We start from the raw sequence: 12,341 nt of genomic DNA on the forward strand, positions 1-12,341 counted from the left end.
TCACATATTCCTGCGTGGCACTGCGCAAACGTTTCGTCCCGCGCCTGACGGAAATGATGGTGGGCCGCTCGATCAACACACGGCAAATCGCCAACTCTGCTTGTTGTCTTACGCAGGCGGTGACTCCCACGCCTGGGCGAACACTAACAGCACGTTCCATAATGAATCCAAATTGTGGACATGCCGCTTTAGATTGCAAGCGACGACCGGTGGCGGGTTACGCACCAATCGGCTTGGCAGCTTCAAGGTTTGCCTCTTCCCCGCTGACGTTCTATCTTTCCGCTGCTTTCCCCACATCATCACAACCAAGGGCAATCAGAGAATCCGTTATGCCGACTTTCACACCGCAACTCGACGCCACGCCGTTGGCCATCAAACTCGCGCCGTCGCCGTTTCCCTACCAGTTCACCGAACTCGTCAACTTTCGCGGCGATTTCGATCAAAGCGTGCGACCCGGCGAAGTCGTCAATCCCAAGGGCCTAGCCTATCACCCGCAACTGGATCGTTTGCTGGTTTCGCTTTCGCCTTACAACACGGCAGGCGAACCGCGCATTCAGCAATTGAATCAGGTCGAACGCAACAGCACCCGGCGGCGCTTTGCGCCCACCTACACCATGTTTCGCGCGGTCGAAGCCAAAATCGCCATTGTTCCGCTGAGCGGCCCGCCTGTGGCGGCGGGCTTCACGCCCGGCGAAATCTTTGTCGGGCGTGGGCCGAATACAGAGGTCTCGCGGCTGTCGGCCCAGGGCGACGTGCTGGCCGATGTCTTTGCCAATTTCGGCGCGGGCGGCGGCATGTGGGGCGCGCTCACCTTTGATACCGAGGGCAGTTTTGGCGGGCGGATGATTGCCGCCAGCGCCGAAGGCAAAATCTTTTTGGTTTCGGCGACGGGCGCGTTTACCGAACTCATTGACCTGCAACTGCGGTTGGAAGGCGCCACCGTCGCGCCGCCCACGTTTGGCCCGCTGGCGCAACAGCTCATCGTCGGCGTCGAAGGATATGGCGACCAGGACATGCACGGCGGCGAAATTTACGCCATCAATGCCGCCGGGAAAGTCACCATGCTGGCCAACATCGGGTACGCCGTCGAACACCTAGAATTCATTCCGCCGCAAAGCGGCACGTACTATCAAAACGAAATCTGCTTTGACCGCGAACGCGAGAACCGCCTCTTGAGCGTGAGCGCCAGCCAGTTTCTCAACCGCCTGGGCCGCCTGATCGCCGTCAATGAATTGACGGGCGAGTTGACCGAGATTGCCTGGGAGGGCGCGCGTTACACGCAACAATCCGTCGGCACAGTGCCGGGCCGCTGGTCTTCGGCGGGCTTTTTTATCCAGGGCACCGAACTCGAGGCTGGCTGTTTTGCAGTGCGCGCGCCGGTCGTGCCCAAGTGGACGGATTGGGCGCTGCTGCCCGGCACGCTGGTGACAGATCGCGCCCCCAGCGTGGCGGCGAGCGTGTACGGCGATTTGTATGCCTTCACGGTCAGCCAAACCAACCGCCACGTTTTTTCGAATCACATGCGCCGCCAGGACGCGGTGTGGGAGGGATGGCAGGAAGAATCCGCGCTGCCCGCGCAACCGCTGGTCACGCCGCACGCGCTGAGCAGCACCCAGCACAACGCCGTCGTCTATGCCTTTGGCGTGCTGAGCGACGGACGCATTCAACAACGCGTCGTCATCAGCGACAACGAGGCCTTTGGCCCGCAAGCTTGGCACGATGTGCCCGGTGGGATGCTGACCACTACAGCGGTTGCTTCCGGCGTAGCCAACGGACGGCTGGTGCTGTGCGCGTTGGGACAGAACCAGGGAATTTTCCTCAACGAATTGCAGCCCGGCGGACGCGCCTGGAGCGGCTGGTCTGAAATCCCCGGCGGGGGCCGCACGGATGTCACGCCGACTGTCGCGACGTTTCAGGATGAACTCTACGTTTTTATCAAGGGCCTGACGTCGCGCCGCATCCTGGTCAAAACGCGTTCGGCGGACGGCGTCTGGACGCCTTGGGCCGAAGTGCCTGGTGCGGGCCGCGCCGATGCGCCAATCAGCGCGGTCAGCACACAGGAACAGCTTTACCTGTTCATCAAACAACCCGAAACACGCGCGCCCCTGGTCAATATCGCCAGCCCCACCGGCACCTGGAGCGGCTGGTTGCCTATTCCGAATGGCGGCTCGACCGACGCGGCGCTGGCGGCCACGGCAGTTGAAAATCGGGTTTACCTGTTTGCAAAAGGAATTGATGACCGGCGGATTTGGGTGCGGATGACGCTGTAGGCAAGCGCGTAAAACGTCTTTCAGACAAATCAGGCGCACCTGTCAATTTAGATCAGGTTTCATTTCCGTGTACGGGAAAAGTCGCGCGGCGCGCACGGTACCGCGCGCGTGAGCAAGCGGAGCCTGGGCGGTTCAGCCAACGGCGCAAGCTTGACGCGCCGCTTGCTCACGCGCGCGGTACCGTCCCAGCACAACGCGCTCCCGTAAACGCAATGGCAAACCGCTTTAGCCCAAACCGGCCACACGCTCAGCCGCCATCTCAACACACAACACGGCGGCGGCGACCTGCGGCTCTTGCCACAAATCGCGCCCGCTGTGAAACCGAAATGCGCGCGCGTTCTGCATTAATTGCGCCAGCCCCGCGAATTGGCGCGCCGTGTGCGCCCGCCAAAGCTGCAAATAGACGCTTTGTTCGGCCAGCTTGAGCAAAGCCGCGCTCGCGGGCACAGATTCTAAGCGGCTATGCGCCAGCTCAGTGATTTGCGGCAGAACAATGGCGGCCACCTTGGCGAAAGGCTGTTGCGCCAATTCCTCGGTGCCAAAAAATTCCAACGCTCCAACGCAGGCGCGACCCAGATAGCGGTGCCGCACAGATGCGGCGGCCAATTGCGGCCAACGCGCCAGCAGTTGCTCATCCACATGAAATTCCTTGCGCAACGGCCAGCAACGGAGCGCCCCGCCTTGCGTATCCAGCAACAAAGAATCGTCGGCCAGCGGTTGCCAACCGGCCAGGCCCAAGGCCGTCGTCAACGTCGTCTTGCCTGCACGGGGCGAGCCTGGGAACAAACAGAGTTGGCCCGCTGGTGATAGCACAGCAGCAGCGTGCAGGTGATAAACGCCGCGCGCCCGCAACAACAAGAGCAACGGAAACAGCGTGTAAGTATTCGCCAAAATGCGCGGGATTTCCAGCGCCGCAGGGGTGATGTAACCCGTGCCGCAACCTGCCGCTGTATCCAAATGAAAGGCCGCGACGCCCGCGTCAAAATAGAACTGGCTGGCTTCGCCGCCCTCGGTCACGGCGGTGTGCCAAAGACGCAGCGCACCGGTGTGAGAAAAGAGCCGGGCCTTGTCAGGCAGCAGACTTTCGCGCCCGGGCAAGGTCTCGCAAAACTCCAAGGTCAACTGAAGGGCTGGCGTAGCGGCTGACGTGGTTTTGCTTTCGGGTTGGTAGTAGCGAAAGTAATCAGCCAGCAGATCAAGCAAGACTGTTGAACTGGAAGCAAGCTGGATTGGAATTTCAGCAAGTGAAAAATGCAGGGCGGGCATGCCAGGAAGGATAACACGCGGGCTGAGCCGTTGCTGATCTTCAGCCCGCCTTGCTGCAAACGGTGCTGCCAGCGGCGTTACAAGCGGCTTAACCACCGGTGATGGCCGACGGGCCGACAATCGCGGAGCCGGACAAAACCACCGAGGTCAGCGCATTGGAAAGTTTGAGTTGCGGCGCTTCGTAAGGCGGCAAATCGCTGCTGGGGGTAAAGGCGCGGGCCACGGCGGCCTGGGCGTTGGTGTATTCGATCAAGCCGTTGCGCGCCATTTCGGCCAACCAGTCGCGCGTGTTGCGTTCGGCTTGCGCGAGGTCGAGTTTGAAAGCCGATGCCAGCGCGGCGCTCAGAGCCTCGGCGGTTTGCGCGGCACCTGACCGCAGATTCTTCCAAAGCAGGATGGCTGCGGCGTTGAGCGTGTAATAGTGCAGATTTTCCAGGTCGAGGATGATGGCCTCGCGATCATCCTGCAATTCGGTGAATGAAGCCTGTGCTTTGGGAGTAATCGTCTGTTGCATTTGAGTTTCTCTCTGCTGCTAAAGCTGGGGGAATTGTCTCAAGTCGGGAACTTAGATCGGTTTTCACTTCGGTGTAGGGTAAAAGCCGCGCAATGGGACAGTACCGCGCGCGTGAGCAAGCGGCGCGTCAAGTCTGGCGGACTGGTACAGTAGCGCAGTCTCCGCTTGCTCACGCGCGCGGTACTGTCCCGGCATTACGCGCCCTTGCCGTACACGCAATTGAAATCCGACCTAGGGCCGGCGTTGTGGCAGCGCCGGTTCCACCAGAAATATCGCCCCGTCATCCAGCCCTGCGCTATGCGTCAACCGTTCGAGCGCCCCGGTGTTGAGCGAGAGCAGGTATAACTCGGCATCGCCGTCACGTTGCGAAGTAAAAAGCAGGCGATCACCGCGCGGCGATAATGCCGGGCTGCTGTCACCGCCATCGGTCAAGAGCCGGAAACTGCCGCTGCGCACATCCGCCAAGGCAATGCCGGTGAGTGTAGTTTTGGTGTTGGCTGATGTAAAGACGAGTTGCCGGCCATCGGCGCTCCAATTCAGCCCGCCGACTGGTTGCGCGGCGGCGGTCAGTTGGCGCAAAGCACCGGTGGCGAGGTTGATCAGCCAAATCTCTTCGACACCGCTGCGGTCGGAAACAAACGCGACTTGGGTGCCGTCGGGTGAAAGGGCGGGACAATAATCGCGATGCGTGCCGTCATTCGCCAACACCGTCTGCCGCCCGCCGCCATTGACCGTCATCAATTCCAACCCCGCACCTGAAGCAAAAGCGACCAGCGCGCCGCTGGCGGAGATCGTCGGCGAGACTTCGTCCACGCCATTCATCGTCAGCCGTTGCAGCCCGACCAGCGTGGGGCGGCGCGAACGCCAGGCGCTGGCGACCTGAGCGGTGAACAATTCAAAGTTACTGCCCTCTTGCGCGGCAAACACCAACTCGCGCGAACCGGACGAAGCCGACGGAATCAGATGGCCGCGCCCCGTACTGGTCAACTGGCTGACCTGATGCGTCTGTAAGTTGATGGCAAAGAGCTCCGCCGCGCCTTCGCGTTGCGAGACAAAGACGGCGTAGTTGCTTTCACTCACGGCCTCAGCCTGAGCGCGGGCGGCAGACACAGCGCCCAACACAATCAACCCAGCCAACAATCCACGCATCATTACCATCGGGATGTTTTTCATAATGCTTCCTCAGTACCAAACCGCTACCAGACTCAGGCGCGGCACTCACTTTGTCAAAAACGCAAACCCGTCTAGCGCAAGCGGCGCACGGCGTCATTCTTAGGATCGCAGAAATAAATTTCGCCATTCAGGCCCAGGGCAATTCCGACAAACTGTTCCACCGGGGCCTTGGTGCCAAAGGTCGAAACCAGAATCTGCGAGGCGTCCAGATTCATTTGCGCCAGATTGGCCGGGCCAAAGTCGCCTGCATAACCGGGGCCGCCCGTTCCGGCGATGGCTGCTGGCGAAGCCGTATTGCCGCTGATCGTCAGCCGCAGGATTTTGCTATCGCCCGTATTGGTCAGATAAACCACGCCGTTGGCATCCACCACCAGATCACGCGGTCGGTTGAGCAGATTGCCCGACAGCAAGGTCACAAAGTTATTCGTGGTGCTGGCCGTGTCCGAATTGGCATCCGGATTTTGGCGGCGCAAGAGGCGATGGGTCAAGGTATCCACGACCAACAAGCGGCCCGTCGCATCAAAGGCCAAGCCGGTATACATATTGCTCGGCGGTTGCGTCAGCGCCAGAATCGTCGCCCCCGGTAATTCCGACAACGTCGAAACGGCACCACTCGCGCGCCGGATGCGGCGCACCCGGCTGTTGCCACAATCCGCGATATAAAAATCGCCCGTGATCGGCGAAATCGCAATGTCGGACGCGCCCACAAATTTGGCGTTGCGCACATCCGGGCCATCATTCACGTCTTTGTTGGTGTCTACGCCGCCGCCAAAGACGACTTTGATATAGCCCGCCGGAACCGAGATTTCGTTGGAAGTCCCCGCAAAGAAAACGACAGGTTGATTGGTCGTATTGATGAAGCGGATGACACTGGTGCGGCGGTTAATCGGTGCCGCCAAGGTACCGGGCAAGGAAGGTCCGCGTTTGGTGTCCACGACGAAGACGCCCTGCGCAGTGACAAGCAAGCCTGAAGGCGTATCGAACCCCGCTTGGATCGCCGGGACATCATCCGTGCCACCACCTTCGATTTTGCCGACATCGCGATTCACCGTGACGATGGTGCCAGGCGGAACCGTCAATTGCTCCGTTTGCGATAGGCTGCCAAAGAGCGTGATCGGTGCATTGGTGCGATTTACATAACGGAGCTTGCTGTTGAGTGTGTCGGCAATCCACAAACTCCCATTGGTTGGATCAACAGCAATACCGCCCGGCGATTTGAGCTCCGCGCTCGTCGCCAGCCCGCCGTCATAGGGCGTGGACCCACCAGTGCCAGCCACGGTGTTGATCACATTGGCGGGCACGATCAAACCGGCGATTTCGGCCTGACTGCCGCTCAAATTGACAAAGCGCAACCGGCCCCGGGCGACCAACACCTGATCGCAAATATAAATACCCTTGGCATCCGCCGTGATGGAAGCGAGAGGAATATCCGCCGACGAACTGACCAGATTAAGCAAGCCATTTGCCGCAGGCCCGCCATCGCCACAACTGTTCGACGAGTAATCACAGAAAACTTCGATATTGCCGACGACTTTGGGGGCGCTCTGCCCTTCCACCACGACAAGCTGGTGCGCACTGCCGAGGGCGATGTAAACCTTGTTATTCAAGACGGCCAAGCCTGAAGGGAAAGGCGGGCGCGCATAAGCGCCGATGGGTGAATTGCGATCAGCCGTGAATTGCGCCACCAGCGAAGCCAGCCCCGCGCCATCCACCTTGATCACGCGCCCGTGTCCGGTGTCCGCAATAAACGTATTGCCCGCCGGATCGGTCGCCACGGCACGTGGGGTCAACAACGGAATTCCGGTTGCTGGGCCGGCCACAAATGGCTCAATGGCTTTGGTGTTGACGCCTGTGCTGGCGAAGACAGAGGCGTTCCCACCCGTGGCGGGAATACGGTAAACCCGATGTTGCCCGGTGGTCGCATCCGCTACCAGCACATCGCCATTCGGTTTCACCGCCAGCCCATTCAAGGTCGGGCCAAACTGCGAGTCAATCGAGAAAGTACCCACGCGCCCAGCACCGGTAGTTTGACCGTTGATCACGATGCTGCTCGTCGAAACATTGACGAAACGGATCTGGGAACCGCCCTGATCAATAAAATAAACGACATCCCCTGTGCCGGGACTAACCGCCAACCCCGTAACCTTGCCTAAATCAGCGGTCAACGCCAGGGTGTTGTCCAACAAATCAACGCCGCCACCAGCCACCGCGCGCACCGTCCCGCCCGCGATCTTGATGCCGGCCAGGGTGACGGCATTCCGCGTCGTGTTCAAAAAACGCAACAGCGGAGTGCGGTTGGTCACCTGATCAACAAAATAGATGCCCCGGCCCTGCGGGTCAGCGGCGGCCAGGACGGGGGAAACGAGCGTCGTTTTGACCCCGACATTGCCATCGCCATACAGTCCGCCCGCTACCGTATCAATCAGCAAATTGGCATTGCCACTGCCGGTCGTGCCGCCGGTGTTGAGCAACGAACCCGATAATTCGACGACGCCGCCCGTCGAGCTATTGTTGATTTGCGAATTACGCACCGACAAATTGGAGCCGTCCGAAATCACCGCGCCTTTGCCCTGATCGCTACTGCCGCCATTGAGTACGCGCACAAAAAACAGCAGCGAACTGCTGGTGGCGTTACGCGCAAAAAAGAGCGCACCGAAATTGCCGCCCCCTGTGAGCTTGTCAAAGGTGATATATCGCGCCGCACCTTGCCCTGCGCCAGGCACCTGATTGACACCGGCAAAGCCGTTAGCCGCCAAACCACCCACACGATTCAAGCCGTAATCACCGGCCTGCAAATCCATGCCCGCATCAAGTTGGATGACGGCACCTGGGCCAATCGTCAATTCAGCGGGCGGCGCGGGCGGCACAGCGCCGACAATCGAGGGATTGGTGTTGCTGCCGCGAATTTGAATGGGCGTGTCGCCTTGCCCAACCAGCACCCCGGAGCGCGTAAAATCGTTGGTTGCTGCCGGGATTTGAATTACTGCGGCCACGCTGTCAGTGCCGGTAAACACGTTCGCCGCGCCATAAAAATAACTGGCGTCGGTGACAAACGTCCCCAGCGGCGCGGCATCCTGGCCGGTGGTCGCCGGGATTTCAAACAAACCCAGCGCCGCGTTGGCGCTGACAATCAAGGCCGCCGTGCCTGCCGCGACGCCGTTGTATTCGACGCGATTGCGGGTGAAGCCGGTCAATACATCGCCGCTGCCGCCCGCCGCCAATCCCGCGCCCGCGCTGTGCCGAGTGATACTGTCGGTAAACCGCAACGTGCGGCCCGAACCCGTGATGTCCAGATTCGGCTTGGCATTTGCGCCGCCGAATTCGACCACCACATTGCGCAGGGTGAGCGTGCTGCTTGATGCCGCCGTCGCATCAATGCCACCCCAGGCGCCTTGCACAGGTAAAGCCGCGCCCGGCGAACGCTGGGCTGTAAAAACGATGGGCGTGGCCGTCGCCACACTGGGAATCGCCACGCCTGGAATGCCGCCATTCGCCGTCAGATTGCCCGCCGCGCTGAGCAGCACGCGCGTATTGTTGGCCGCGTAAAAAACCGTGCCCGGTTGCACCGTGACATTGCTGGTGAAGGTCACATCGCTGCTGAGCAAAAACGGCCCCGTGTCCGGCAATGAAGTAACATTCCCGCTGAGCGTGTGGCCGCCATCGGGCACGCCCGTGACAATCAAACGCCGCGACAACGAACTGGAACCTGTGCCGCCTGGGGTGCCGCCCGCCAGCGTGACCCGCACGCCGTAAACACCCGGTGCAGTCCCCGGCGGCACGGTGGCCGTGATTTGCGTCGCGTTGACCACCACCACATTGCTTAGCGTGGCCACAGAAGCCCCCGCGTTATTCAACAGGTTCACGGTCGGCGCACCGGTAAAATTCTGCCCGCGAATCACAATGCCCGCGCCGTTATTCGCATTGACTTGCACCGCCGCCGGATAAACGCTCTCTGCCGCGACACCCACATCGGCTAAGACGACAAAGGAAAAGAAAAACCGCGCGGGCGTGGTCGAAACGTCAAAAGACCACACCGCATTACTGGTGGCGCCGGATGCGATATTGCCGTAGGCGCGCGAAATGTTGAGGCTGCCTTGGTAGGGAATAAAACCGTCGTTGAAGTAAGAAAAGCCTGTTTGGCCCGGCGTGGCATTGGCATTTGGCAACGTGACTGTGCCATTGCACGGCGCATTTGTATCGGTGGGACAGACTTTGAATCTGGTGAAGAGCAGCCGCGTGTTGTAAAGGGTCACGGCGGCCTTGTTCATCAACTGAATCTCGCCAGAGATTTTCCCCGCCAAATCGCCGCTCTGGATGAATGTGCTGTTGACCACGGTGAACGTAAAGCCGGTATTGCGCGGGACTTCGCTGTTGGGATCAACGCGCACATTGCGTGTCCGTCCGTCGGCTGTGCGTTCCGTGCGCGCCGTTTGCAACACCATCTGCTTGGTGCGCGGATCGAAGGTGCCTTCATAATCCGCCACCACCGCCCCGGCTTCGGCGCCTGACGCTTGGTCTTGCAGCGGCCAGGCATTCAACTCAAGGGTCGTGACCGCCGCCGCGCGCGCCGCGCCAAAGTAACTCAAGCCCAAGGCGCCCACACCCGCCAACACCACGGCCAACAGCGCCGCTTGCAGCCTGGGGCGGGTTATCCGCCGCCGCCGCTTAATGACGATTTTGTGCTCAACCATTATCTTTCCAACTCCTTTTCCAAACGGCATAAGGGATCGGCTCTGCATTTTCTGGTTTCCGTAACTTCGGGGGAATTCGCAAGTGTTCAGTAGCAAGGGCGAACCCTAGTGGATTTGGATTGGGGCATTCATACTGAAGAACGGCTTATTTGACTGCGACAACCAGAACCTTTGCCAGTGAGGAGGTTCAATTGCTGCACTAAAAATCACTTACCGCGTCGCCTCGTATAGAGCGGGCATCTTAAAGGAGCACCTGGGGTCAGTCAAGTCATTCTTGCCAGCCGAATGGCCCACTAGAGCCAGGAATAGTCGGCCTCACAACGCCGCGTCAACACGCCTTGGCGAAGCGCGCGCAAGCAGTATTGATCGGCGTCTCAGCGCTTTTGCGCCAGGCTCGTCAGCGGTCGCCGCGAATGCACGGACAAATTCTGTTTGCCACGCGCGCGCGATCACGCTAAAAATACGCGCCACCGATCCACCACTTACAAGGAGTCACGCACCGCATGTCACAAAGCAATGCCGTCGCAATAAACAATTCACCACTTTACGACGAACGCCCCTGGGGCAGTTTCACCGTGCTCGATGAAGGCGCGGATTACAAGGTCAAACGCATCGTCGTCTTCCCCGGCAAACGGCTGAGCTATCAGAAACACGCGCAACGCTGCGAACACTGGATGATCGTGGGCGGGCAGGCCAACGTCACGCTCGACGGCCAGGACAGCTTGCTCAGCCCGGGCCAATACATTGACATCCCCATCGGTGCCGCCCATCGCATCGAAAACCCCGGCGCCGAAAACATGACCTTCATCGAAGTGCAACGCGGCGCTTATCTGGGCGAAGACGACATCGTCCGCTTGCAAGATGATTACGGCCGCACCGCCTAAGAATGTCGCAAAGAAGTCATTGATGTCTGTACCGGCGACATCCTGAATCAATGAGAAACCTAGCCGCTGATTTCCGCCGAGTGACGCTGATCTGCGCCGTTCTGCGTTGATCCGTGGCCAGTCTTTTCCGAGGAGCCTCTCACTTGAACCGCAAGCACCTGTTTACTGCCGCGCTGGGCCTCGCGCTGATTTGCTGGCCGCCTTTTCATGCTTTGCCGCAAAACACCAAGCCTGCCTTAGGGCCGGGCCGCCGCTACACCACCGTGCAACGCTTGCAACCGGAACGGCTGCGCGCCGTCCACGAAGCGCGTTTGCAATTCGAGCGGCAACGCCGTCCGGTCAAATACAAAACCGGCCTCAACGATTACCGCGCCATCCTGCACGCACACGCCGAAGACGCCACCCACACCGGCGGCACGCGCCCGGAGATGCTGGCCGCCGCCCAACGCGACGGCATCAAAATCATCCTGCTCACCGATCACGTGCGCCCGCCGCGCGATTTCATCAACGACAGTTGGCGCGGTTTGCGTGAAGGCGTGCTCTTCATCCCAGGGGCTGAAGCCGAAGGCTTTCTCGTTTACCCGCAGGCTTCAATCATGCAGACGCCTTGGAAAACACGCGACGAATACATTGGCCTGGTCACGCAAAACGGCGGCAACATGTTTCTCTCGCACGTCGAAGAGCGCCCCGACTGGCCGACCGACAAGCTGGACGGCCTGGAAATTTACAACCACCACACCGACATCAAAGACGAAGGCGAATTCATGTCCTGGCTGCTGAAAGCGTTGGCCGATCCGCCGCGCCTGCGCATGTTGCAGGACGCCCTGCGCGACTATCCGCAAGAAGTCATGGCCGCGCAGCAGGATTATCTAGCCGCCATCATCGCCAAATGGGATCGCGACCTGCTCACCCATCGCGCCACGGGCATCGCCGCCAATGATTGCCACCACAACCAGGTTTTCACCGTCAAAGCCATCAGCAACACAGAGCTTGAGATCACGCTCTTCCCCGATGAAAAGCGCCGCGTCAACGTCAACCAAGCGCCGCAGATCGCTGAACTGCTCGCGGGCAACCAGCCGGGCGAACAGATTGCCAAGCTCGATTTCGACCCTTACGAACGCAGTATGCGCTATGTCAGCACCCACATCCTGACGCGCGCACTGAACGAAGCCAGCGTGCGCCAGGCGTTGCATCAGGGCCACGCCTACGTCGCGCATGATTGGTTGTGCGACGCCACGGGCTTTGTTTTCGCCGCCGAACAACTGGGCAAGCGCAAGCCGCTGGCCCTGCAAGGCGACGATGTGGCGTGGCGTAAAAATTTGCAGTTGCGCGTTGAAACGCCGTTGCCAGCGTTGCTGAAGCTTTATCGCAATGGTCAGGTGGTGCAGGAAACGCGCGGCGCGGCGCTGACTTATGCGGTGCGTGAACCGGGCGTGTATCGCGTGGAAGCTTGGCTGGAAGTGGATGGTGAACAGCGCCCGTGGATTTATGCGAATCCGATTCGCATTGGGCTAGGCGGGTCTGCGTCTCGGCCTTAGACCAG

7 protein-coding genes are annotated in these 12,341 nt (G+C 60.1%); 3 read left to right on the forward strand and 4 right to left on the reverse strand.

The genetic code is table 11. The features are described from left to right. Positions 1-329 precede the first annotated feature (329 nt). A complete protein-coding gene (locus HY011_25305) occupies positions 330-2,270 on the forward strand; it encodes a hypothetical protein (GenBank protein MBI3426262.1) in 1,941 nt (646 codons plus the stop codon). Positions 2,271-2,495: 225 nt separating this feature from the next. Here HY011_25305 and HY011_25310 read toward each other — a convergent pair whose 3' ends face one another. The 4 genes from HY011_25310 to HY011_25325 all read right to left on the reverse strand — a co-directional run bounded on the left by HY011_25310 (position 2,496) and on the right by HY011_25325 (position 9,914). After that, positions 2,496-3,473, reverse strand: coding sequence for a hypothetical protein (locus HY011_25310; protein MBI3426263.1), 978 nt, complete (start codon positions 3,471-3,473; stop codon positions 2,496-2,498). Positions 3,474-3,624: 151 nt separating this feature from the next. Then, positions 3,625-4,050, reverse strand: a complete 426-nt coding sequence (locus tag HY011_25315; GenBank protein MBI3426264.1) for a PqqD family protein — start codon at positions 4,048-4,050, stop codon at positions 3,625-3,627. A 231-nt stretch (positions 4,051-4,281) separates the two neighbouring features. Next, positions 4,282-5,223, reverse strand: a complete 942-nt coding sequence (locus HY011_25320; protein ID MBI3426265.1) for a PD40 domain-containing protein — start codon at positions 5,221-5,223, stop codon at positions 4,282-4,284. A gap of 71 nt (positions 5,224-5,294) precedes the next feature. After that, positions 5,295-9,914, reverse strand: a complete 4,620-nt coding sequence (locus tag HY011_25325; GenBank protein ID MBI3426266.1) for a hypothetical protein — start codon at positions 9,912-9,914, stop codon at positions 5,295-5,297. A 503-nt stretch (positions 9,915-10,417) separates the two neighbouring features. On the opposite strand from HY011_25325, the gene HY011_25330 reads away from it, so the two are divergent. Both HY011_25330 and HY011_25335 read left to right on the forward strand, forming a co-directional pair. Beyond that, complete coding sequence (locus HY011_25330; protein ID MBI3426267.1) at positions 10,418-10,798, forward strand: phosphomannose isomerase type II C-terminal cupin domain; 381 nt, start codon at positions 10,418-10,420, stop codon at positions 10,796-10,798. A gap of 143 nt (positions 10,799-10,941) precedes the next feature. Further along, a complete protein-coding gene (locus HY011_25335) occupies positions 10,942-12,336 on the forward strand; it encodes a histidinol phosphatase (protein MBI3426268.1) in 1,395 nt (464 codons plus the stop codon). Positions 12,337-12,341: the final 5 nt, after the last annotated feature.

The sequence above is a fragment of the Acidobacteriota bacterium genome (assembly GCA_016196035.1).
Taxonomy (GTDB): domain Bacteria; phylum Acidobacteriota; class Blastocatellia; order RBC074; family RBC074; genus JACPYM01.